The organism is Labrys wisconsinensis (assembly GCF_030814995.1).
GTDB classification, from domain to species: domain Bacteria; phylum Pseudomonadota; class Alphaproteobacteria; order Rhizobiales; family Labraceae; genus Labrys; species Labrys wisconsinensis.
Window position 1 is genome coordinate 18,764 of record NZ_JAUSVX010000001.1, and the last position, 22,462, is coordinate 41,225.

The window sequence follows — 22,462 nt, forward strand, 5'->3', positions numbered from 1 at the left end:
TCAACCGTCATGGGCGGACTTGATCCGCCCATCCACGCGAACGCCGAGCCTCCAGGCAAGGGCAACGGCCAGCGTCGCCGCGCGTCCACCATGGCCGGTGTTCGCGTGGATGGACGGGACAAGCCCGTCCATGACGGAGAGGTCGCGCCCTACGAACACGTCGACTCCCATCACGCCGCCCCTCCCGCCTTCGCCACCGAGACCGGCGGCCGCTTGCCGGCCCAGGGCCGCGCCTGCTCGAGCTGGCCCGCCAGGCGCAGCAGCGTCGCCTCGGCCTGGGGGGCGGCGGCGAACTGCACGCCGATCGGCAGGCCGGCCTCATTCCAGACCAGCGGCACCGACATGGCCGGCGAGCCGCTGACGTTGAAGACGTGGGTGAACGGCATCCAGGCGAGATAGGCGGCGAAGTGCTCGGCCGGGGAAGCGGCGAGGCTGAAGCTGCCGAGCGGCACCGGCGGCTGCGCCAGGGTCGGCGACAGGATCACGTCGTAGCGCCCGAACAGCGAGGCCACCGCCTGCGCCACCCGGTGCACGCCGGATAGGGCGAGGTTGAGCTCCACCGCGCTGATGCGCTCCCCGGCCTGGATCATGTGCCAGAGCGTCGGCGGAAAGTCCTCTTCGCGCACCGGACGGCCGAGCAGGCCGGCCTCGGCCCGCATCTCCGCCGCATATTCGGCCAGGATGAAGGTCTCGAAATCGTACCAGCCGGTCTCCGGCAGGTCGATCTCGGCCGGTTCGCAGGCATGGCCGAGGCTCTCCAGCAGCATCACCGTCTCGGCCACGGCGGCGATGCAGTCGGGATGGGTCGGCGCGCCGTAGGGGGCCTTCGTCGACACCGCGACGCGCAGCCGGCCGGGATCGCGCCCGACCTCGGGCAGGAACGGGCCGCCGGCCGGGCTGTTGAAGAACTGGCCCGGCTCGGGCCCGGCAGTGGCGTCGAGCAGGGCGGCGCTGTCGCGCACCGAGCGGGTCAGGGCGTGCTCCACCAGCATGCCCTGCCAGAGGTCCCCGGCCGGGCCGACCGGGTTGCGCCCGCGCGAGGGCTTCAGGCCGAAGACGCCGCAGCAGGAGGCGGGCACGCGGATCGAGCCGCCGCCGTCATTGCCGTGCGCCATCGGCACGATGCCGGCCGCCACCGCCGCGGCCGAGCCGCCGCTCGACGTGCCGGCGGTGCGGGCGAGGTCCCAGGGGTTGCGCGTCGCGCCATGAGCGGAGGATTCCGTGCTCCAGTTCATCGCCAGCTCCGGCACGGCCGTCTTGCCGAAGATCGACAGGCCGGCGGCCTTGTAGCGCGCCACCAGCGTGGTGTCGCGCCGCGCCGCGTAGGTCAGGCGCGGCGGCCACCCCGAGCCCGTCGGCTGGCCGGCATAATGGGCCGTCAGGTCCTTGAGGAGGAAAGGCACGCCGCGGAACGGGCCCTCCGGCAGGCCCTCGGCAATGTGGCGGCGCGCCTCCTCGGCGAAGGTGGCGACCACGGCGTTGAGCGAGCCGTCCACCAGGTCGACCGCCGCCAGGGCGGCATCCAGCAGTTCTGCCGGATGGACCTCGCGCCGCGCCACCAGCGCGGCCAGGCCCAGGGCGTCATGGGAGGCGTATTCACCGATCTGCACGTCGCGGCCCTCGTTCCACCGCCCGAGAATGCGGCATGCCTCGCGATCGGGCATGCCTCCTTGGGGTGAGAGCGCGACAAAAATTTCCCACCTCTTCGGGTGAGGCTGTGGCACAAAGCCGGCATGACCGACGTGTTCCGGGCCTCGGGGCCGATCGACCGCCCGCGCCTCACCGCCCTCGCCGGGGCGCTGGGCCAGTGCCGGCTGGCGCTGGTGCATGCGCCGGCGGGCTGCGGCAAGACCACGCTGCTGTCGCAATGGCGGGCGGCGCTGATGGGCTCGGGCGTGCGCGTCGCCTGGCTCTCGATCGGCGAGGACGAGCACGACCCGATCAGCCTCGCCGCCCATCTCATCCCGGAGATCCAGCTGGCGTGCGGGCTGGAGCCCTCCGCCGGCGCCGCCTTCCCCGGCGAGGAGGCCTTCGCCCATCTCGGCGACCTCGCCGACCAGGCCTGCCGGGCCGGGCCGCTGGCCGTCATGGTCGACGACTATCATCTCGCCCGCGAGCCGGCGGCGCGGCGCTCGGTGGAGGCCCTGCTCGCGGGCCGCACGCCCGGCCTCACCGTGGTGCTGGCGAGCCGCCGGCGCCCCGACCTGCCGCTCGGCCGGCTGCGCGCCAATGGCGAGCTGATCGAGCTCTCCGACAAGGAGCTGCGCTTCAGCGAGACCGAGATGCAGCGCTTCTTCCGCTCGGTCGGCGGGGCACCGTTGACCGAGGCGCAGAACCAGTTCGTGCAGGAGCGCACCGAGGGCTGGGCCGCGGGCCTGCGGCTGATGGCGCTCGCTCTCGACCGCTCCTTCGAGCGCGACCTGATCCTGGCCGGCACGCCCGGCAGCCGCAGCGACTTCGCCGATTACTTCCTGGAGGAGGTGATCGAGGGCCTGGAGCCCGCGCTGCTGCGCTTCCTGCTGCAGGTCTCGATCCTGGAGACCATGCAGGCCGAGCTCTGTGCCGCGGTCACCGGCGAGGCCGCCGCCGGCCAGCTGCTGCAGCGGCTGGAGCGCGACCATCTCTTCACCACCAGCCTGCCCGGCCAGGAGGGCTGGTACCGCTTCCACCACCTGTTCCTGGAATTTTTGCGGGCGCGGCTGCTCGCCGGGCCGGACGACGGCATCCCCGAGCTGCACCGGCGCGCCGCCGAATGGTTCGTCGGCGCCGGCCGGCCGATGGAGGCGGTGCGCCACGCCTTCCTCGCCCGCCGGCCGGAATGGGCGGCCGAGCTGATCGAGCGCTACTGCGTGTTCGACTATCTCAGCTATGGGCGTTTCGACGTCTACTACCGCTGGATGCGTGAATTGCCCGAGGCGGTGCTGGCCTCGCGGCCGCTGCTCTCCTTCCTCCTGACCTGGCGCTACATCAACGGCCGGCGCTTCGCCCAGGCCGGCGAGGTGCTGGCCGGCATCGAGCGGGCCTGCGCCGAGCCCGGCAGCGCCGCCGCCGCCATCGCCGCCCGCACCGGCCTCGACATCGAGGGGCGCCTGCACCTGATGCGCGCCCTGGTCGGGGCCTACAGCGCCGACCTCGAGACCTGCCGGCGCCATATCGCCGCGATCGGCCGGCCGCTCGACCACCTCGCCTTCGGCCAGGTCGACCTCGATTCGATCCACAGCTACCTCGCCTATCACCTCGGCGACCTCGAGGCGGCGCAGCGCCTGACCTGGAAGGCGCATCGGCGCTACGAGGAGATCGAGTGCCATTGGGGCCGGATCCATTCGCTGTGCATCTCGGCCATGGCGTCGATGGCCGGCGGCGCGCTCGACGAGGCCCGCGCCGTGCTGGAGCAGGCGGTCGAGACCGGCGTCGCGGTGTTCTCGCAGAGCTCCTACATGGTGGCGCTGCCCTGCGGCCTGCTCGGCGCCCTGCTCCACCAGACCGGCGCCGTCGAGGAGGCGGAGCGCTTCCTGCTGCAGGCGGTGGGCGGCGAATTGCCCTCCGGCAGCTTCGGCCTGGCCGAGCGCATCGTCGTGCCGGCGATCGCGCTCGCCCGCCTCTATGACGCCAGCGGGCGCACCGACCAGGCCGACGCCCTGCTGGTGCGCGCCAGCCGCCTCGCCTACCAGGCCGAGGACATCCGCCTGGATTTCCAGCTTGCCGTGGAGCGCGCCGACCGCGCCATCCGCCTCAGGCGCTTCCGCGACGTCGCCGCCGAGCTCGCCCGGGTCGAGGCGCAGGTCGAGGCGCTGGCGGCGCGCTTCCCGCCGGAGTGCTGGGCGGTCTGGCAGCCGCACGCCGTGCTCGAGGCGCGGCGGCTGGCGCTCGCCGGCCGGCGGCGCGAGGCGGCCGCGCGCCTTTCAGAGCTCGGCGCGGCGGCGGCACGCCAGCAGCGCTACGGCCACGCCGCCATGATCGAGGCCCTCGCCGGAGAGATCCTCGCCGCCGCCGAGCCGGCGCCGCTGCCGCGGCCGCCGGCCGCCCGCCTGCCCCAGACCCTCGCCGCCATCGGCCGCAGGCCCGGCCATGCCCGCTTCGGCCTGACCGAGCGCGAGCGCGCCGTGCTCGACTGCCTCGGCGACGGCCTGACCAATGCCGAGATCGGCGAGCGGCTGGAGATCAACGTCAACACGGTGAAGACCCACCTGAAATCCGTCTACAGCAAGCTCGACGCCCGCAACCGCGCCCACGCCGCCCTGCTGGCCCAGGAGCTGCGCGAGGGGATGGCGTGAGGGAGATGGCGGGCCGCAGAGCAGCATGACGGAGCTGGTTGCAGACAAGACCGGTAACGGCTGCCCCACCCGCAACCGTCATGGCCGGGCTTGTCCCGGCCATCCACGCGAACTCGGGCGGTGCCGAGGAAGCACCGGGCCGATGCGGCAGCCCGGTTGACGCAGCGTTCGCGTGGATGGCCGGGTCAAGCCCGGCCATGACGCAACCGTTGCGGTTGGATCAGCAGCAACCGTCGCAATCCCCCCTCACCCCACCGCGAACGGCGTCGGGTCCAGGAACCGCCTCAGCACGTTCACCGTGATCTTCGACACGTTGTTCTCATAGCCGTTGTGCGACAGCGACCCGCACCAGGCGATCGAGGATGTGCAGAACAGCGCGCCGCCGGACGGGGTCTCGCCGAAGGCCATGTCGGCCTTGACCCTGGCGTTGACGTCGCCGCCGAGATTGGGCGGCACCACGCCGAACTCCTCGTTGACCAGCATCATCATCGGCGAATGCTCGTCGGAGGAGGCCAGGCGCAGCATGTTGGGCGGCGAGCCCAGCGCCGTGGTGATGCAGTCGAGCTCGATGCCGGCGGCGCCGCCGCCGATCAGGCCGAAATCGCCGATGATCTCGTCCGGCACGCCCTCGAAGATGAAGGCCGCGCGCGGATTGTCCGCATCCGGCGCCCGCCGGTAGAAGGAGGAGACGTCGAAGCCCTGCGCAATGAAGCCGACCCCGCAGATCACGTTCGGCGCCCGGCCGATGCGCCGCCACAGCCCGCCATATTCGCCGTTGAAGCCCTGGAAATATTCGCCGGGCTCGGCGATCCAGGTGCGGATGCCGTCCTCGGCCCGGCGCAGCTCGATCACGCCGGGCAGCGTATCGTGGAAGGCGATGCGCCAGTACCAGCCGTTGCCGCCCATGTACATCAGCCGGCCGCCGCGATCGATCCAGGCCTTCATCGCGTCCCACATCGGCGTCGAATGATATTCGGGATGGGTGCCGGTGAGGATGACGCGGTAGTCGCGGATCAGCTCGTAGCCCTCCTGGTGCAGGTCCTCGTCGGTGATGACGTCGTAGTCGACGCCCTGGTGGTCGAGCCAGTCGAACAGATGCGTGTCGGCATTGTACTGGTAGAGCGCCGAGCCGTGGCCGCCGAGCCAGGAATGGTAGCGCGCCGAAAAGTTCAGCACCGGCCGGAGCCGGCTGGAATAGGCGACGCCCGAGCCGTCGGCATGGCAGTCGTAGAGCGAGCCGCCGAGCTCGGGATGCTCGTAGAGATAGAGATCGGCATGGCCGAAGGGCAGCAGCCGGTTCATCTGCAGCTCGGCGCCGCGGGCGGTGATGTGCTCGCCATGGTTGGCATAGGCGATGTAGGAGGCGGTCGGCGCCAGGAAGGCCACCTTCGGCCGCGCCGTGCCGCGCTCGCGCGGCGGACGGACGAAGAAGGCGAGATAGTCCTCGCGCGTCGCGGTCTCGTCGCTCTCCCCGCAGCGGACATGCAGGGCATAGGCCCCGCTCTTCAGGCCCTCCGGCACGGTGAGGCTGACCGAGGTCTCCCAGCCCGCGTCGTAGACGTCGTCATGATGGAAATGGATGGCGCCGTAATGCTCGGGCTTCCGGCGCCAGTCATGCTCCTCGCCGGTCCAGTTCCAGCCCTTCATGGCGCGGGTCGGCAGGTGCTCGAGCCGGCCGTGCCGGCGCGAGGGGCCGATGTCGACGGCGGTGGTCGTGCCGATCTCGCGCGAGAAATCCCAGCGGGCGATGATCGCCTCCGCAAGCTCCGCCGGCGGGCGCGGACGCAGCAGCGCGTCGTGGCGCTCCGGGGCATGGACACCGGCGAGGATCATCGGCCCGTCGATCTTGCCGTCGAAATGGCCGCCGACGCTGCCGTCCGCCTCGGGGCAGCCGGCGAGGAGGAGCGGCGTCCCGACCGGTGCCGGCGCGAGGTCGAGCACGCCCTCGAAGCGGCCGTGGTGCTGCACCTGGGCATAGGGCTGCAGCGGGCGCTGGTCGAGCCTGACGCGCCGCGTCGCGGGATCGAAGGCAATGGCGAACGCATACCATTGCCGCACCAGCATCGGCGCATCCACGGTCACGGTCTGCACCGCGCCGGAGCCGTCGCCGACGGTCAGTGCCAGCCGGCCGCCGTCGGTGACGGCGACGATGAGGCCGCGGCGCGCCGCCGGGTCCCATTGTGCCAACAGGGTCTGGTCGGGTCGCTGCGGCAGGGTCGGCCAGACCATGGCGAAGACGGTGAAGGCGCCCGCCGCCAGCGCCGGCATGGCATCCACCACCATGTGCGAGCCGGCGTCGATGCGCTGCGGCCGGCCGGGATGGCGCCCGTCGGCATTGCTGGGCACATGCCGGACCTTCAGGCCCGGCCCCTCCGGGTTGCAGTCGCCGTGCACGACCTCGACCAGGCGGGCCTCGAATGCGGCCCCCTCCTCCAGCGAGATCTTGAAGGCGACGGTCTCGCCGGGCGCGGCGGAATAGCGGTCGGGATAGCCGGTGATCTTCAACATGGCGGTCTCCGGCTCAGTCGTGCAGCGGGCGGTTGATGCTCTCGCCGGTGAGGAGGCGCCAGCGCCGGCAGAACACCGCCCATTCCGCCTCCTCGCGGCTGGCGAACACCGGCTCGTCCTCGATGGCGATCGGGTCGGCGCGATCGGGCGGCATGGTGGCGAGCACCCATTCGGCGAAGGGCTTGCGGCAGACCAGGATGATCTGGTTGCCGGTCGGGTCGACCCGCATGACGCAGAGCAGGCGCATCAGCCCCGGGCTGTGCCTGCCGATCGGGCGCTGGCGGAACTCCTCGATATAGCGGCGGTCCTCGTCCGGATCGATCTTGTAGACCATCGGCCCCTGCCCCCTCGTTCGGCTTGCGCCCGGCGGCTCACCAGCAGGTGTAGCCGCCGTCGACCAGAAGGATCGTCCCCGTGACGTAGCTCGCCGCGTCGCTGGCGAGGAACAGCACGGCATGGGCGATCTCGGAAGGGTCGGCGAAGCGCCGCATCGGCGTCATCTCCTCCCAGACCTCGACCCATTCGCGCTTGCTCAGCCCGAGCTTGGTCATCTCCGTCAGCGTGTAGCCCGGCGCCACGGCGTTGACGCGGATGGCGCGCGGCGCCAGCTCGACCGCCAGCGACTTCACCATCTGATGCACCGCCGCCTTGCTGGCATTGTAGTGCGACTGGGGCTGCGGCTTGTCGACCGTGAAGCCCGAATTCGAGCCGATCGCGACGATGCTGCCGCCGCCCTGCCGGACCATGTGGCGGGCGAAGGCCTGCGCCGCGAAGAACTGGGCGTTGACGTTGACGTCCATCACGTCGCGCCATTCCTGCGGCGGGATGTCGAGCGCGTCGGTGTTCGGGTTGATGCCGACGCAATTGACCAGGATGTGGATGCGCCCGAACGCCGCCTCGATCGCCTCGACCGCCCGCGTCGCCGCCTCGGGCTCGCGCAGGTCGGCCTGGTGGAACGCCGTCCGCTGGCCGGACCCGGCCAGGCGCTCCGCCGCGGCGGCGCCGGTCTCGGCACTGAGGTCGACCAGCGCGATATCGGCGCCGGCGCCGGCGAACAGCTCGGCCACGGCATAGCCGATGCCGCGGGCGCCGCCGGTGATCGCGGCGGTCTTGCCGGCCAGGCTGAATCGGGCAAGTGCGTCCATCGGCGTCGTCCTGTCTAGCTGGGGATGGGAGCCTCGGCCCGGTGGCCGACGAGGTCGAGCACCCGCTCGATGCGGTCGATGGCAAAGTCGACGCCGGCGACCGGCGCCTGCACCGGGCCGTAGCCGGCGACCTGGAGGCCGGCGGCACGGGCGGCGCTGGCGCCGGTGACGCTGTCCTCCACCGCCAGCACCGCGGCGGGGGCGAGGCCGAGCCGCTCGGCGCCGCGGCGATAGGGCTCGGGATCGGGCTTGCCGTGCACGACGTCGTCGAGGCTGATCGAGAACAGGATGGCGCCGCCGAGGCCGAGCGCCGCCAGGTTGGCGTCGACCACGCGGCGGCTGGAATTGGAGACGCAGATCTGCGGCAGGCCCAGCGCCGCGATGCGCGCCACCGTCTCGCGCACGCCCGGCAGCGGCTGCAGCGCCGGGGCGTGGATGGCGTAGTGGTCCTCCACCGCCGCGGTCCAGGCCGCGAGGGTGACGCCGTCGGGCAGGCGCGGGACGAGCGCCGCCCAGACGTCGGGCAGGTGCACGCCGCGGAAGGCGTCCATGCTGAGGCCGGCGAGATCGACGCCCCAGCGCCGGCCGGCGCCGATCAGCGCCTCGTGATGCAGCGGCTCGCTGTCGACCAGCGTCCCGTCGATGTCCCAGGCGATGGCGCGGATGCTCATGCAGTCTCCTCGATTCGGCTCCCCGCCAACCTGGCATAGGTGTCACGGAAAGCGCGATAGCCCTGCGCGTAGACGGCGGCATGGCCGGGGTCGGGCCGGAGCACCTCGCCCTGGCGCACGAAGCGGGCGATGCCGCCCCAGTCGTCGGTGAGGCCGGTGCCGATCGCCGCGGTCCAGGCGGCGCCGAGGCAGGAGCCGGGATGGCCCTCCAGGCGCTGCACCGGCTCCTGCAGCACGTCGGCGACGATCTGCATCCAGATGCGGCTGGAAGCGCCGCCGTCCGAGGCCATGAAGCGGGTCAGGCGATGGCCCATGTCCGAGAACACCTCGACATGGTGGGCGATGGCATAGGCATAGGCCTCCAGCAGCGCGCGCCAGACATGGCCGACGCCATGGTTGAGGCTGAGGCCGGTGATGGCGCCGCGGGCGAAGGGGTCGTGGATCGGCGTCTTCTCGCCGAGGAAATAGGGCACGATGGCAACGCCCCCCGCCCCGGCCGGCACGGCCGCGGCCAGGCGGTCGAGGTGCTGGTGCAGCGTCAGCCCGGCCGCCTCCGCCGCCGGCGCCTCGCCGGCGCAGAAGGTGCGGGCCAGCCAGTTGAGGCCGGAGCCGCCGGTCGACATGCAGCCGTTCGGCACATAGAGCCCCGGCACGAGGTGATAGTCGAGGAACATGCGCGGGTCCGGCGCCGCCCGCTCGGCAGCGATCAGCACGTCGACCGAGCCGCCGAACTTGAGCAGCACGTCGCCGGGCCGCGTCAGGCCGGCGGCGAGAGCCGAGGCGATGAGGTCGGCGGCGCCGCCGACCACCGGCGTGCCCTCGGCCAGGCCGGTCTCGGCCGCCGCCGCGGCGCCGATGCGACCGATCACCGCGTGCGATGCCGCCTTGGGCGGCACGGCCGCGCGGGGCAAATGCGTATGGGCGACCAGGGCATCGGAGATCGCGTGGTCGGCGAGGTCGACGAAGCCGGCCTCCAGCGCCCAGTTCTGCTCGATGGCGCGCACCCCGGTCAGGCGCCAGTTGATGTAGTCGTAGGAGCCGAACACCGTGGCGATGCGCCCGAAGATCTCGGGCTCGTGCCGCTCCAGCCAGCGCAGCCTGCCGGCGGCGAGCTGCTGGTTGACGCCGTTGCCGGCGGTGCGCACGAAGGCGGTCTCGTCGATCTCGCGGCGTAGCTCCTCCACCTCGGCGGCGCAGCGCCCGTCGCTCTGCTGGATGCTGGGGCGCAGCAGCCGCCCGTCGGCGTCGAGCAGCACCAGGGCCGGCAGCATGCCGGTGACGCCGATGCCGGCGATCTCCTGCCCGGCGATGCCGCTCGCCTCGATCAGCTCGCGGGTGATGGCGCAGACGTTGCGCCACCATTCCTCCGGGTCCTCCTCGGCCCAGCCCGGCTGGCGCGAGGTCAGCGTCACCGGGCGGGAAGCGAGGCCCAGGACCCTGTCCGGCATCTCCACCAGGATGCCGATGGTCGAGGTGGTGCCGATGTCGATGCCGAGGACGCAGGCCATGTCAGCGCAGCGTCCCCACCCGGTCCATGAAGCGCTTGACCCGGGCGCCGTCGACCGGGTTCCAAGTGTTGCCGTCGACCTTGAAATGGGTGCCGATGATCACGCCGTCGGCGACCGCCAGCACGTCTTTCACATTGTCGATGTTGACGCCGGTATTGGCGAAGACCGGCACGTCGGTGATGGCTTCGCAAACCCGGCGCAGGTCCGACTGGTCGGCCGGCTGGCCGGTGATCGGCCCCGACACCAGGATGGCGTCGGCGAGCGAGGAGAACACCGCGCTCTTGGCCCTGAGCTCGATCGGCCTGGCGTCGAGGGAATGGGCGAACTCGGCATTGATGTTGAACAGGAGCTTCAGGTCGGGCCGGCCGAGGTTGCGCCGCAGACGCGAGGCGCCGGCGCAGTCGGGCGCCCACACGCCCATGTCGGAGGCGAAGACGCCGGTGAAGATCTCGCGCACGAACTGCGCCCCGGTGGCGTGGGCGATGGCGACGCTGGCCTTGGGGTCCCAGAGATAGTTGACGCCGAAGGGCACCGTGAGGCTCGGCTTCAGGGCCTGGACCACCGCGGTCATGGCGGCCACGCCCTCGGCGGGGGCGCTCAGCGTGTAGGGGCGGTCGTTCTCGTTGCCGAACATCACCCCGTCGACGCCACCGGCCTGCAGCGCCTCGGCGTCCTTGGCCGCATCGGCGATCAGCTTGGCGATGCCGCCGTCGGCGTCGTAGAGCGGCGTCCCCGGCAGGGCGCCGATATGGATCATGGCGATGACCGCCTTCTTCTTGGCGCCGAAGAAATCGAAAACCATGGGCTTCCTCTGAGAGGTCGTGAGGGAGGCGCCGGTCAGGCGCCGGGGGGCGGGACGATGCGGACGGCGACGCCGGCCTCGCGCAGGGCGGCCGCGATGTCGGGCGGCGGGGCGACGTCGCTGATCATCAGGTCGAGGCCGGCGAAATCGGCGATCTTGACGAGCGACATGCGATGGAACTTCGCCCCGTCGCACAGCAGCACCTTGTGCGCCGAGCGGCGGAGATAGATGCGCTTGAGCTCGCTGTCCTCCAGGGAATAGTCGAACATGCCCTCGGTGGAGATGCCGGAGACGCCGATGAAGGCGATGTCGAACCAGTAGCGCTCGAATTGCTCGAGCGCGGCCGGGCCGCATACCGACAATTCCTCGCCGCGCACCTGGCCGCCCGGCACATAGACTTCCCGCCCGGCTTCGCCGAGCAGAGACGCCGTGCGCAGGCTGGAGGTGAAGAACTTCAGGCCGCCGCGCTCGGAGAGGCGCTGGGCCAGGAGATGGGTGGTGGTGCCGACGTCGAGGGCGACGGTCTGGCGCGCCTCGACCAGCTCGGCCGCGACCTCGGCGATGCGGCGCTTGGCCTCCTGGTTCTTGCGCAGCCGCGCCTCGAAGGCCGGCTCCTCCCGGTCGATCGCCGGGCGCACGCTGGCGCCCGTCAGCACCGCGCCGCCGCGGGTGCGCACCAGCACGCCATCGCGTTCCAGCTCGATCAGGTCGCGCCGGATGGTCATCTCGGACACGCCGAGCTCGGCGGCGATGTCGACCACCAGGAAGAAGCCGCGCCGGCGCGCCGCATCGACGAGATGGGCATGGCGGACCTGGGCCGGCATGCGGCGCTGGTCGCCGAGGGCAAGGGGGGTGCTTTCCATGAAATCGTCGTCCCGGCCGGACTCGCTCCCGAACGTTGCCACACGATCCGTCTGAATCGCAGGTCAGCATATTAACAAATTCGAACATTGTAAAACAAGGAAACGTAGTGCAAAGTTTCATTTCGTCTGAATATGTTTGTTTGTGCAGCGCAGCGGAGTCAGGCATGTCCGACAGTCCCAGCCCCGGAAAACTGGCCGCGGATCTCGCCGGCAAGCGCGCCATCGTCACCGGCGCGGGCACCGGCATCGGCCGGGCCATCGCCGCGGCGCTCGCCCGCCACGGCGTGCGGGTCGCCGTCGCCGACCTCGACCGCGACAGGGCCGCCGAGAGCGCCGCGGCCCTCGGCCCGGAGGCCCTGGCGGTGGCGATCGACGTGCGCAACCGCGCCTCGGTCGAGGCCGCCTTCGCCGAGGTGCTCGGCCGCTGGGGCGGCCTCGACATCCTCGCCGCCAATGCCGGCGTCTCGACCATGAACCGCGCCGTCGATCTCACCGATGCGGAATGGGACTTCAACTTCGACGTCAACGCCCGCGGCGTGTTCCTGACCAACCAGATCGCGGCGCGGCATTTCCTGGCCACAGGAACGAAGGGCGTCATCGTCAACACCGCCTCGCTCGCCGCCAAGGTGGGGGCGCCGCTGCTGGCGCATTATTCCGCCAGCAAGTTCGCCGTGCTCGGCTGGACCCAGGCCCTCGCCCGCGAGCTCGCGCCCGCCGGCATCCGCGTCAACGCCGTCTGCCCCGGCTTCGTGCGCACCTCCATGCAGACGCGCGAGGTGGAGTGGGAGGCGCGCCTGCGCGGCGTCACGTCCGAGCGCGTCGTCGCCGACTACATCGCCCAGACGCCGCTCGGGCGCCTGGAGGAGCCGGAGGACGTGGCCGAGCTCGTCGTCTTCCTCGCCTCGGACGGCGCCCGCTTCATGACCGGCCAGGGCGTCAACGTCACCGGCGGCGTCTACACGACCTGAGATCGTATCGACCCCGCCGGATCAGATGGGCCACGTTGCGCAACGAATGGAAACGACAAGAAACCCCATTCCACCGAGAGGACGGCGCCCTTAACCTGCGCTATGCTGGGACCGGCCTCCCTGCCGGCACATCCGGTGGCCGGCGCCGCGGAGGGCGACCGAGGTCGCCGCGTCCGGCGCCATCCCCGCCAAGTCTGGTCGATCGAGCGCCTCTGCACGGAGAACGCCGTCATCCCGCGCCACGCCTTCGGTGACATGTTACGGGCCCTGACCACGCCGCCCGAGTCATCGTCGATACCGCGCTCCTGATGCTCGACACCGACCCGGGGTTCTGCTGCTCCCGGCCGACCGAGGTCGCAGAAAAAAAGAAGAGCATCTCAGTCAGAGGCCTAAGAACTTAGTCGGCACGCCACCAGGCAACACACCAAAATCAAATGCACAAAACCCAAAATTCGCCATTTTTATCTATATTATACTTATAAGAATTTAGATTCAATTGGATAATTATTATTTACAATCTTCAAAAGAACAAAAATTATTTAGGAAATACATGGAAAATTCTTCAATTTAGAAATATACATGAGTGTGGACTCGAGTATATACGAGATTGATCTCAACCAAAAATCCACTGCAATCATCGATTGCAAAGTGCCCTTACTCAAGGTAAGAGATGCCAAGTCCACAGCTGGACATCGGTAGGCAACATGGCTCTGAGTGACCATGAGTTCGGCGGCGTATCGACCGACCTGAAACTTTCTCTTGTAGAAAAATATCTGACGGCATTCACAACAGCTCTCCAAAATCAGTTTTCAGACCTCTGGTATATTGATGCTTTCGCCGGAACTGGAGAGAGAACTCGGCGAATCGCAGCCGATTTGTTTGCCCCAACCGGCGAAGATCGCGTTGAACGCAATCGTGGATCAGCTCGAATCGCAATCGAGGTGAATCCCCAGTTCAACCGCCTTATTTTCATGGACAAGAATCCGAAGCACTGCGCTGCCCTTCGGAGCCTAAAATCTAATTATCCAGATCGTCAGATCGACATCCTGGAAGGTGATGCAAATACTGAAGTTGTCAACCTTCTAAGAAATCGAAAATGGACGAGCACACGCGCGGTTATGTTTCTCGATCCATATGGCATGAGCGTAGCTTGGCAGACACTTGAGGCTATCCGCGAGACAGAAGCCATCGATGTTTGGTATCTCGTTTCTCTATCAGGGATGTTTCGACAGGCTGCCCGCAAAGCTAACGCAGTAGCAGAAGAAAAGCGAGCAGCATTGACGAGAATGCTCGGCACAGATGAATGGGAGGCCGCCTGGTACGAACGAACTCAAAAAGCTGATCTGTTTGGCAGTTTCGACGAACAGCATTCACGCACAGCTGACGTTGACGCCATGCAAGACTTCATGCAAAAGCGTCTCGAAGGCTTATTTCCAAAAGTGCTAAAACCGCTTCGACTCCATGATGAACGCGGCATCCCCCAATTTGCACTTTTTTTTGCAATTTCAAATCCGCGCCCTAAAGCGATTGGCCTCGCAACAAAAATCGCAAGTCACATTCTTAATTCAGGGAGATTGTCCCATGTACGCCCTTGATAAGAACGACCGCTAGCTTTCTTATTACGCCCACCCCATTGTTTAAAGAAGAAGGCAGTACCGTTACGCTCACAAAGCATATGTATTTCAGCGATCCATTCTTCACGGATCGGCCGCGCCTTCGGGCCGGATTCTCCCCCTACAATGGCCCAATCAATCGCAGTTAAGTCCGCGCCATGTACGGATCCGATAAGTGGTTCGAATGACACAAATCTGACAGCGGCAGGGGTCCGTCGCAGATCATCAAGACGGCTTAGGACTCGAGCATCTTCGACACTCGTTCCGACCCAGACATTTGCAAGCAGAGGAAATTCAAGGGTCGTCAGAATTGAGGCCATGCGATCCGGTCTCTTAGTCAGTATTTGATAAGTATGTTGACGTGCCATCGCCATTGAATTCCAGACCTGGCTAATAAATTCCACGGGAACGGCGTCGTGAAATAAATCTGACATGGAATTAACGAATATTTTACGCGGCCTCTTCCACGTCATTGGTAAATTTAGAGCATCCACATCGAGACGAATCTTCCCAGTCCAAATTGATCGGCCGCCACTCTTTCTTGTAAGACCTCGATATTTCTCTACCCCCATGGCATCTAAGCGCGCGGCCATCCGCATGGCGTAGCAGTTGGAGCAGCCCGCAGTCATGATCGTGCAGCCCGCTACTGGGTTCCAGGTTGCGTCGGTCCATTCAATCGAGGTCTCAGTCATCGCCGCGCCTCCACAAGACCCATTTTGCCGACAAGCGGTTAATGTCACCCAAATCGGATTTGTTCACTTTTTGTTCCACAACGCCAACTTATTTGTGCGGCGGCCCAGTTCGCACGAAAGAACTGCACTGTGACATGCAGAAAGAACCGTGCCCACCCTCACAGAAGGTCGCGAGGAATGACCTCCGACCATTCCCGCGTCGCGGCCACCGCGCCGTTCTCGAAGGCCGTCACGCTGCCCTCCAGCACGAAATTGGTCGCCGTGGCGCGCATGGCCGTGCGGGTCTCGATGCGGATGCGCCAGCCCTCGCGGCCCATCTCGTAGTCCTGGCTGAGCCGGTAGCGGGCGCTGAGCGGCTCGTCGCGCCCGATGGTCAGCTTGCGGCGCAGGCTGTGGGACAACGTGGTGTCGATCTCGTCGAAGCGCAGCACCCCCTCGCCGAACAGGCCGCCCTCGCCCTGGGTGACATAGGTGGCGACCCCGGTCAGCAGGTCGAGCGCGGTGCTGCGGGTCATGCGGCCCTCGGCGACCTTGCTCATCGGTGCCTTCGCGCCCCGCACCGGCGGCTCGAAGCCGATGGCGGCATCGGCCGCATCCGGCGGGCGCACCGGCAGCACCAGCCGGCCGGGGCAGTGCACCGTCAGCGTCGCCGCCGCCGGCGCCGGCCAGACCAGCGGCCAATAGGCGGTGGACAGGGCCAGGCGCAGGACGTGGCCGGGGGCGAAGGCATAACCGCAATCGTTGAGCTTCAGCCGCACGCTGACGAAGCGGCCGGGCTCGAGCGGGCTCGGCTCGGCATGGCTGTCGCGATGGGTCAGGTTGAGGATGCCGTAGGCGACGCGGCGCGAGGAGCCGTCGGGCGCGACGTCGCAGAGCCGCGCGCAGAGCTGGGCCACCGGCTTGTCGGCGGCGATCTCCAGCTCGACCTCGGCGGCGCCGAGCAGCTCCAGGCGCTCGCGCAGCGGCTCGCCGTCGAACACCAGGGAGAAGCCGTCGTCGTGGCGCTGGTCGGCCGGCTCCTCCCCGGCGACGCCGGTGCCCATCCACTCGCCGACGGCGAGGCCGGTCCAGGCCGGGGAGCGGAACGACAGCTCCACCGGGCCGGCGACGTCCGGGCGCAGGCCCGCGCGGGTGATCGGCACGGCCGTCGGCACGATGCGCGGCGAGGGCCATTGCGCCTCGCCGACGAAGCGGCCGGGCACCGGGTCGCAAGGACCCGGCGGCCGCCAGTCCTCGACATAGGCCCGCAGCATCGGCTCGGCCATGATGCCGTTGTCGCGGTCCTTCAGCCAATGGTCCCACCAGCGCCGCGCCTCCTGCAGGAAGCCGATGGCCGGGCCGGGGCTGCCGTCCTGGGCATAGACATGGGCCCAGGGCCCGATCAGCCCGAGGCGCGGCACCTTCAGCCCTTCGAGCAGGCGCGGCACCGCATTGGTATAGGCGTCCGCCCAGCCGCCGACCGCGAAGACCGGGCAGGCGATGGCGTCGAAATCCTCGCAGACCGAGCCGTGCCGCCAATAGGCGTCGCGCCGCTGGTGCGCCAGCCACAGCGCGGGGAAGAAGGGCAGGTGCTCGAGCCGCTCCAGCCATTGCGCCCGCCAGGCCTCGCCCACCAGCGCCGGATCCGGCGGCCGCGACTGGTAGCCGAGCATGATCGTCGCCCACCACAGATTGTCGTTGAGCAGGGCGCCGCCCATGTAGTGGATGTCGTCGGCGTAACGGTCGTCGGTGGAGCACACCGTGATGATCGCCTTCAGCGCCGGCGGGCGCAGCGCAGCCACCTGCAGCGCATTGAAGCCGCCCCAGGACTTGCCCATCATGCCGACCCGGCCGGAGCACCAGGGCTGGGCCGCCAGCCAGGCGATCACCTCGCAGGCATCGTCGAGCTCGCGCTGCAGGTATTCGTCGTCCATCAGCCCGTCGGACTCGCCGGAGCCGCGCATGTCGACCCGGATCGCCGCATAGCCGTTCGCGGCGAACCAGCCGTGCATCGGCTCGTCGCGTCCGCGCGTGCCGTCGCGCTTGCGGTAGGGGATGTATTCCAGGATCGCCGGGACCGGCTCGGCCGGCGCATCGGCCGGCAACCAGAGCCGCGCGGCCAGGCGCGTGCCATCCGCCAGCGGGATGAAGAGATGCTCGGTGACGTGGATATCGGTCATGGGGGCATGTTCGCAGGCGTCGCGGCCCGGTCGCAACCGGGCCGCCGGCGCGCAAGCGCCGCGGTGGGATCTCAGGCCGCCTGGCGCTTCTCCAGGATATGGTCGAGCCAGGTCGTGTCCATCTCCGGCACGGAGGAGATGAGCTTCTCCGTATAGGGATGGAACGGCGGCGAGAAGATGTCGGCCGTCGGCCCCTGGGCGATGATCTCGCCCTTCAGCATCACCGCGGTGCGGTGGGCGATGCGCCGGACCGTGCCGAGGTCGTGGGTGATGAACATGTAGGCCAAGCCCAGGTCGTCCTGCAGGCGCTTGAGCAGCTTGAGGATGTCCTCCGCCACCAGGGGGTCGAGCGCCGAGGTCGGCTCGTCGCAGATGATCAGGTCCGGCTCGGCGGCCAGGGCCCGGGCGATGCACACGCGCTGCTTCTGGCCGCCGGAGAGCTGGCCGGGCCGGCGCGTGGCGAAGTCCTCGGGCAGGCCGACCAGGCCAAGGAGCTCCATCACCCGGTCGCGCACCGCCTTGCCCGAGCGCTTGAAGTAGAAGTCCACCGGCCGGCCGATGATCTTCTCCAGGCTGTGGCGCGGGTTGAGCGCCACGTCGGGCATCTGGTGCACCATCTGCAGCCGCCGCAGCACCTCGCGCGGGCGCTGGGCCAGGGCCGGCGCCAGGCTCTCGCCGGTCAGCTTGACGTCGCCGCTCCAGCGCGGCAGCAGCCCGACGACGATGCGGGCCATCGAGCTCTTGCCGGAGCCGGACTCTCCCACCACCGCGAGCGTCTCGCCCCGGGCGATCTGGATATTGGCCTTCTTGACCACCGGCACCGGCCCGTAGCCGGCGTCGACATTCTCGACGCGCAGCACCGGCTCGGCCTGGCGCGGCGGCTCGGCCAGCTCGTGGTGCTCGGCGTCGCGCCGCTCGTTGACCAGGGCGCGGGCGTACTCGGTCGTCGGCTGCTCGAGGATCTGCTTGGCCTCGCCGACCTCGACCATCTTGCCGTGGCGCAGCACCATGATGCGGTGGGCGATCTGCGCCACCACGGCGAGGTCGTGGGTGATGTAGAGCCCGGCCGTGCCGAACTCGCGGATGAGGTCGCGCAGCAGCGCCAGCACCTCGATCTGGGTGGTGACGTCGAGGGCGGTGGTCGGCTCGTCGAGCACGATCACGTCGGGCCGGCAGCTCATCGCCATCGCCGCCATGGCCCGCTGCAGCTGGCCGCCGGAGACCTGGTGGGGATAGCGGTTGCCGAAGGTCTCGGGACTGGGCAGCTGCAGCGTCTTGAACAGCTTCCGGGCATAGGCCTCGGCCTCGGGCCGGCTCATGACGCCGTGCACGACCGGCGCCTCGCAGACCTGGTCCATCAGCGACATGGCCGGGTTGAACGAGGCGGCGGCGCTCTGGGCGATATAGGCGATGCTCTTGCCGCGCATCGTGCGCCGGTGCGCAGCGGTCGAGGCGCGCAGCTCGGTGCCGTCGAGCGTGATGCTGCCGCCGGTGATGCGCATGCCGGCGCGGGCATAGGCCATCGAAGCCAGGCCGATCGTCGACTTGCCGGCGCCGGATTCGCCGATCAGCCCGAGGATCTCGCCGCGCTTCAGCGCGACGTCGACATCGTGCACCAGCACGCGGCCCGAGATGGTCTCGACCCTGAGCTTCTCCAGGACGAGGATGTTCTCGTCGCCGCCGTTCTTCTTCTCCGCCATGGTGCCCTCACATCTCCGCTTGCGCGCCCGAAGGGCGGGCGTCGATCGACAGGAGCCAGTCGACGACCAGATTGATGCCGACGGTGAGCAGCGCGATCGCCGCTGCCGGATAGAGCGGCGCGTACATGCCGAAGGTGATGGCGCCCGCATTGTCGTGCACCATGCCGCCCCAGTCGGCATAGGGCGGCTGCACGCCCAGGCCCAGGAAGCTCAGGGCCGCGACGAACAGGAAGTTGAAGCAGAAGCGCAGGCCGAACTCGGAGATCAGCGGCGCGGCCGCATTGGGCAGGATCTCGCGGCTGATCACCCACCACAGGCCCTCGCCGCGCAGCCGCGCCACCTCGACGAATTCGAGCACGACCAGGTTCATGCCGAGCGCTCGGGCGAGGCGGAATACGCGGGTGGAGTCGAGCACTGCGATGGTGATGATCAGCGTCGGGATCGACGAGCCGAACACGCCGATGATGATCATGCCGAAGATGAGGAGCGGAATCGACAGGATGACGTCGACCATGCGCGAGAGCAGCGTGTCGACCCATTTGCCCATCACCGCCGCGGCAAGGCCGAACGTGATGCCGATGGTGAAGGAGAGCAAGGTCGTCGCCAGGGCGATGCCGATGGTCATGCGCGCGCCGTAGATCAGGCGGGTGAGCAGGTCTCGGCCGATCTGGTCGGCCCCGAGCCACATCTCGGGAGACGGGGGGTCCCAGTTTCCGCCGATGGACTCCGATTGCGCATAGGGCGCGAACCAGGGACCGAACAGCGCCACGACGATATTGAGGGCGATGATCAGGAGGCCGATCTGCGCCGTGAGCGGGGCTTTGTGTCCGAAGATGGTCATGGCCGCCTCTATCTCGGGTGCCGCAGGCGGGGGTTGACCAGGATCGCCACCATGTCCGCGATAGTGTTCAAGGTGACGAACACGCCGGCGAACACCAGGCCGCAGGCCTGGATCACCGGCACGTCGCGCTTGGAGACGGCATCGACCATGTATTGTCCGACCCCGGGATAGGTGAAGACATTCTCGACCACCACCACGCCGACCACGAGATAGGCGAGGTTGAGCGCCACCACCGAGACGATCGGGCCGGCCGCATTGGGCAGGGCGTGGCGGGAGACGACGCGCGAACGTTTCAGGCCCTTCAGGAAGGCCATCTCGACATAGGGCGTCGACATGATCGCCAGCACCGAGTTGCGGGTCATGCGCAGCATGTGCGCCGTGACCAGCAACGTCAAAGTAATGGCGGGCAAAGTCGTGATGGCGACGCGGTCGCTGAAGCTTATGCCGGAGAAGGCGGTGGCGAGCGACGCACCCGGGAACAGTGCGATCAGGATGTAGCCGATGAAGAATTCCGGCATCGAGATCGCGATCAGGGTCAGCACGTTGGCCAGCCGGTCCTGCCACCGGCCTTCGCGGATGGCGGCCATGATGCCGAGGCCGACGGCGAGGGGAACCGCGAACAGAGCGGTATAGCCGGCGAGGAACAGCGTGTTGAGGAAGCGGGGCCAGAGGTCCTCGATGATGTCGCGCTTGTTGGTCAGCGATCGGCCGAGATCGCCGTGCAGCACGCCCCACAGCCAGTTGAAGTAGCGGGCATAGGCGGGCTGATCGAGCCCGAGCTCGAGCCGGAAGGCCTTGAGGGCCTCGGGCGTGGCCTGGTTGCCGAGCACGGCCGAGGCGACGTCGCCGGGCAGGATCTGCGTGCAGATGAAGATGACCACCGACACGGCGAAGAGCGTCAGGATCCCGAGGCCGGCCCGTGTCGCGACGAGACGCAGCAAAGGCTAATCCTTTCCATCCAGGAGGGTTGACCGGGAGGCGACCGCCGCCGAAACGGATCGGTCACCAATGGGAGATCCGGATCTCGCCCGGACATTCCCCGGCATCGCAACGGCGTTTCGGACCGCCGCGGGTCGGAAGCTTTCTTCCGATCCGCGGCAGCCCTGCTCCTTGCTGCAGCGTCAGGTCAGGCGAACCAGCCCTTTTCGGCGATGCGCTGGTCGCACATGTCGTAATGGGGGTGCGGCGCCGTGCCCATCACCTTCTTGGAATAGCCGTCGAGATAGTCGCCGATGGCGAAGCACACCATGCCGCCGTCATCGGTGATCATCCGCTGCGCCTCCGAATAGAGCTGCTGGCGCTTGGCCTCGTCGAGCTCGGCGCGGGCCTCGAAGATGATCTTGTCGAACTCCGGCCGCTTCCAGGCCGTGTCGTTCCAGTTGGCCGTGGACAGGAAGGTCTGCGACAGCTGGTTGTCGACGGTCGGGCGGGTGCCCCAGTAGACCGCACAGAACGGCGCCTTGAGCCAGACATTGTCCCAGTAGCCGTCGCCCGAGACACGCTTGACGTCGAGGGTGATGCCGGCCTTGCTTATCGCCTCCTGGTAGAGCACCGCCGAATCGGTGGCGCCGGAGAAGGCGCCCTCCGAGACCTGCAGCTCCAGCTTGGCATTGGCCAGGCCCGCCTTCTTGAAGTGGAAGGCCGCCTTGTCCGGGTCGTAGGGGCGCTGCGGCACGTCCTTGGCATAATACTTGGCCGAGGGCGCGATGGTGGTGTCGTTGCCGATGGTCGCGAAGCCCTTGTAGACGGTGTCGACGATCTTCTTGCGGTCGATGCCGTATTTCAGGGCAAGGCGCAGGTCGTTGTTGGTGTAGGGGTCCTGGTCGCACCGCGCCACGAAGGCGAAGCGGTTGCCGGTGCCCTTGGTCCGCACCACGTTCACCCGCGGCGCCTTCATCACCAGGTTGACGGTGCGGGCATCGAGGCGGTTGGCCGCATCGATCTGGCCGGAGATCAGCGCCTGGACGCGCGCCGACGCATCCGGGATGTAGCGCAGCTCGATCGAGTCGAAATTGCCGCGGTTCGGCTTCCAGTAATTGCCCTTGTTCTTGGTGAGCACCCGCACGCCCGGCTCGAAGCTCTCCAGGGCGTAGGCGCCGGTGCCGTCGGGCTTGGAGAAATCGGTGAAGCCGTTGGGCACGATCAGGACGTGATAGTCGGCGAAGGCGTAGGGCAGGTCGGCATCGCCGCTCTTCAGCGTGATCTCGATCTGGTTGGCGTTGAGCTTCTTGATGTCGGTGATGCCGCTGAGCAGGTCCTTGGCGCCCGACTTGGTCTCGCCGCGATGCAGGTTGAGCGAATAGATGACGTCGTCGGCGTCCAGCGTCTTGCCCGAGGTGAAGGTGACGCCCTTGCGGATGTTGAAGACCCAGGCAGTGGCGCCGGGCTTGGCTTCCCAGCTCTCGGCGAGCTCGCCGGCGATGTTGCCGTGCGAATCGACCTCGGTCAGGCCGTTCCAGATCTGCCAGCCATAGGAGATCGGGATCGAGTCGGCATAGGTGCGCGGGTCGAGGCTGTCGGAGGCGCTGCCGCCTTCCATGCCGAGGCGCAGCGTGCCACCCTTCTTGGGCGCGTCGTCCGCCAGGGCCGAACCCGCCATCGAGCCCATGCCGAAGCCGAATCCGAGGCCGAGCGCTGCTGCGCCTGCCATCAATTCGCGGCGGTCCAGGATCAGCCCCGATGAGCCTTGCTTCGAAGTCTTGTCTGTCATGTCCGCTG

General features: G+C 68.3%; 18 protein-coding genes. 3 read left to right on the top strand and 15 right to left on the bottom strand.

The window, feature by feature from the left end; genetic code table 11:
- Positions 1-174, bottom strand: a complete 174-nt coding sequence (locus QO011_RS00090; protein ID WP_307266120.1) for a hypothetical protein — start codon at positions 172-174, stop codon at positions 1-3.
- Positions 171-1,610 (bottom strand): amidase, encoded by a 1,440-nt coding sequence (locus tag QO011_RS00095; protein WP_307266123.1) that lies wholly within the window; start codon positions 1,608-1,610, stop codon positions 171-173. The genes QO011_RS00090 and QO011_RS00095 overlap by 4 nt, the downstream gene beginning before the upstream one ends.
- A 123-nt stretch (positions 1,611-1,733) precedes the next feature.
- Here QO011_RS00095 and QO011_RS00100 point away from each other — a divergent pair, with 123 nt between their 5' ends.
- Positions 1,734-4,274, top strand: a complete 2,541-nt coding sequence (locus tag QO011_RS00100; RefSeq protein ID WP_307266126.1) for a helix-turn-helix transcriptional regulator — start codon at positions 1,734-1,736, stop codon at positions 4,272-4,274.
- A 246-nt stretch (positions 4,275-4,520) separates the two neighbouring features.
- Here QO011_RS00100 and QO011_RS00105 read toward each other — a convergent pair whose 3' ends face one another.
- From QO011_RS00105 to QO011_RS00135, 7 genes are read right to left on the bottom strand one after another with little or no spacing between them, the layout of a single operon-like run.
- Complete coding sequence (locus tag QO011_RS00105) at positions 4,521-6,782, bottom strand: N,N-dimethylformamidase beta subunit family domain-containing protein (protein ID WP_307266128.1); 2,262 nt, start codon at positions 6,780-6,782, stop codon at positions 4,521-4,523.
- Positions 6,783-6,795: 13 nt separating this feature from the next.
- The gene (locus QO011_RS00110; RefSeq protein ID WP_307266132.1) at positions 6,796-7,116 is read right to left on the bottom strand and encodes a N,N-dimethylformamidase alpha subunit family protein; all 321 of its coding nucleotides are present in this window, start codon (positions 7,114-7,116) and stop codon (positions 6,796-6,798) included.
- A 37-nt stretch (positions 7,117-7,153) separates the two neighbouring features.
- A complete protein-coding gene (locus tag QO011_RS00115; RefSeq protein ID WP_307266135.1) occupies positions 7,154-7,927 on the bottom strand; it encodes an SDR family NAD(P)-dependent oxidoreductase in 774 nt (257 codons plus the stop codon).
- A 14-nt stretch (positions 7,928-7,941) separates the two neighbouring features.
- Entirely contained in the window at positions 7,942-8,598 is a 657-nt protein-coding gene (locus QO011_RS00120; RefSeq protein WP_307266138.1) for an HAD family hydrolase, read from the bottom strand.
- Positions 8,595-10,106, bottom strand: coding sequence for an FGGY-family carbohydrate kinase (locus QO011_RS00125; RefSeq protein ID WP_307266142.1), 1,512 nt, complete (start codon positions 10,104-10,106; stop codon positions 8,595-8,597). The genes QO011_RS00120 and QO011_RS00125 overlap by 4 nt, the downstream gene beginning before the upstream one ends.
- A 1-nt stretch (position 10,107) precedes the next feature.
- Positions 10,108-10,908: a BtpA/SgcQ family protein gene (locus QO011_RS00130; RefSeq protein ID WP_307266145.1), complete on the bottom strand. Its 801-nt coding sequence runs from the start codon at positions 10,906-10,908 to the stop codon at positions 10,108-10,110.
- A gap of 35 nt (positions 10,909-10,943) precedes the next feature.
- Positions 10,944-11,771 carry a DeoR/GlpR family DNA-binding transcription regulator gene (locus QO011_RS00135; protein WP_307266148.1) on the bottom strand — a complete coding sequence of 276 codons (828 nt, stop codon included), beginning with the start codon at positions 11,769-11,771 and terminating at the stop codon, positions 10,944-10,946.
- A gap of 164 nt (positions 11,772-11,935) precedes the next feature.
- Between QO011_RS00135 and QO011_RS00140 the strand changes: the two genes are divergently transcribed.
- Positions 11,936-12,739 (top strand): SDR family NAD(P)-dependent oxidoreductase, encoded by an 804-nt coding sequence (locus QO011_RS00140; protein WP_307266150.1) that lies wholly within the window; start codon positions 11,936-11,938, stop codon positions 12,737-12,739.
- Positions 12,740-13,443: 704 nt separating this feature from the next.
- Positions 13,444-14,334, top strand: a complete 891-nt coding sequence (locus QO011_RS00145; protein WP_307266152.1) for a three-Cys-motif partner protein TcmP — start codon at positions 13,444-13,446, stop codon at positions 14,332-14,334.
- On the opposite strand, the gene QO011_RS00150 is transcribed toward QO011_RS00145, so the two are convergent.
- The 6 genes from QO011_RS00150 to QO011_RS00175 all read right to left on the bottom strand — a co-directional run bounded on the left by QO011_RS00150 (position 14,292) and on the right by QO011_RS00175 (position 22,454).
- Positions 14,292-15,044, bottom strand: a complete 753-nt coding sequence (locus QO011_RS00150; protein ID WP_307266153.1) for a DUF5131 family protein — start codon at positions 15,042-15,044, stop codon at positions 14,292-14,294. The two genes, QO011_RS00145 and QO011_RS00150, sit on opposite strands and share 43 nt — an antisense overlap.
- Positions 15,045-15,202: 158 nt before the next feature.
- Positions 15,203-17,203, bottom strand: a complete 2,001-nt coding sequence (locus QO011_RS00155) for a CocE/NonD family hydrolase (RefSeq protein WP_307266156.1) — start codon at positions 17,201-17,203, stop codon at positions 15,203-15,205.
- A gap of 71 nt (positions 17,204-17,274) precedes the next feature.
- Positions 17,275-18,903 carry an ABC transporter ATP-binding protein gene (locus tag QO011_RS00160; RefSeq protein WP_307266159.1) on the bottom strand — a complete coding sequence of 543 codons (1,629 nt, stop codon included), beginning with the start codon at positions 18,901-18,903 and terminating at the stop codon, positions 17,275-17,277.
- 7 nt (positions 18,904-18,910) lie between these two features.
- Complete coding sequence (locus tag QO011_RS00165; RefSeq protein WP_307266162.1) at positions 18,911-19,744, bottom strand: ABC transporter permease; 834 nt, start codon at positions 19,742-19,744, stop codon at positions 18,911-18,913.
- An 8-nt stretch (positions 19,745-19,752) separates the two neighbouring features.
- Positions 19,753-20,685, bottom strand: a complete 933-nt coding sequence (locus QO011_RS00170) for an ABC transporter permease (RefSeq protein WP_307266166.1) — start codon at positions 20,683-20,685, stop codon at positions 19,753-19,755.
- A 185-nt stretch (positions 20,686-20,870) separates the two neighbouring features.
- Positions 20,871-22,454, bottom strand: coding sequence for an ABC transporter substrate-binding protein (locus tag QO011_RS00175; protein WP_307266168.1), 1,584 nt, complete (start codon positions 22,452-22,454; stop codon positions 20,871-20,873).
- Between the last annotated feature and the right edge of the window lie 8 nt (positions 22,455-22,462).

Coding starts and splice junctions, on each gene's coding strand:
- QO011_RS00115 (WP_307266135.1), bottom strand. CDS start 7,927: ATGGACGCACTTGCCCGATTCAGCCTGGCCGGCAAGACCGCCGCGATC.
- QO011_RS00130 (WP_307266145.1), bottom strand. CDS start 10,908: ATGGTTTTCGATTTCTTCGGCGCCAAGAAGAAGGCGGTCATCGCCATG.
- QO011_RS00145 (WP_307266152.1), top strand. CDS start 13,444: ATGGCTCTGAGTGACCATGAGTTCGGCGGCGTATCGACCGACCTGAAA.
- QO011_RS00125 (WP_307266142.1), bottom strand. CDS start 10,106: ATGGCCTGCGTCCTCGGCATCGACATCGGCACCACCTCGACCATCGGC.
- QO011_RS00120 (WP_307266138.1), bottom strand. CDS start 8,598: ATGAGCATCCGCGCCATCGCCTGGGACATCGACGGGACGCTGGTCGAC.
- QO011_RS00175 (WP_307266168.1), bottom strand. CDS start 22,454: ATGACAGACAAGACTTCGAAGCAAGGCTCATCGGGGCTGATCCTGGAC.
- QO011_RS00160 (WP_307266159.1), bottom strand. CDS start 18,903: ATGGCGGAGAAGAAGAACGGCGGCGACGAGAACATCCTCGTCCTGGAG.
- QO011_RS00140 (WP_307266150.1), top strand. CDS start 11,936: ATGTCCGACAGTCCCAGCCCCGGAAAACTGGCCGCGGATCTCGCCGGC.
- QO011_RS00150 (WP_307266153.1), bottom strand. CDS start 15,044: ATGACTGAGACCTCGATTGAATGGACCGACGCAACCTGGAACCCAGTA.
- QO011_RS00165 (WP_307266162.1), bottom strand. CDS start 19,744: ATGACCATCTTCGGACACAAAGCCCCGCTCACGGCGCAGATCGGCCTC.
- QO011_RS00110 (WP_307266132.1), bottom strand. CDS start 7,116: ATGGTCTACAAGATCGATCCGGACGAGGACCGCCGCTATATCGAGGAG.
- QO011_RS00135 (WP_307266148.1), bottom strand. CDS start 11,771: ATGGAAAGCACCCCCCTTGCCCTCGGCGACCAGCGCCGCATGCCGGCC.
- QO011_RS00155 (WP_307266156.1), bottom strand. CDS start 17,203: ATGACCGATATCCACGTCACCGAGCATCTCTTCATCCCGCTGGCGGAT.
- QO011_RS00100 (WP_307266126.1), top strand. CDS start 1,734: ATGACCGACGTGTTCCGGGCCTCGGGGCCGATCGACCGCCCGCGCCTC.
- QO011_RS00105 (WP_307266128.1), bottom strand. CDS start 6,782: ATGTTGAAGATCACCGGCTATCCCGACCGCTATTCCGCCGCGCCCGGC.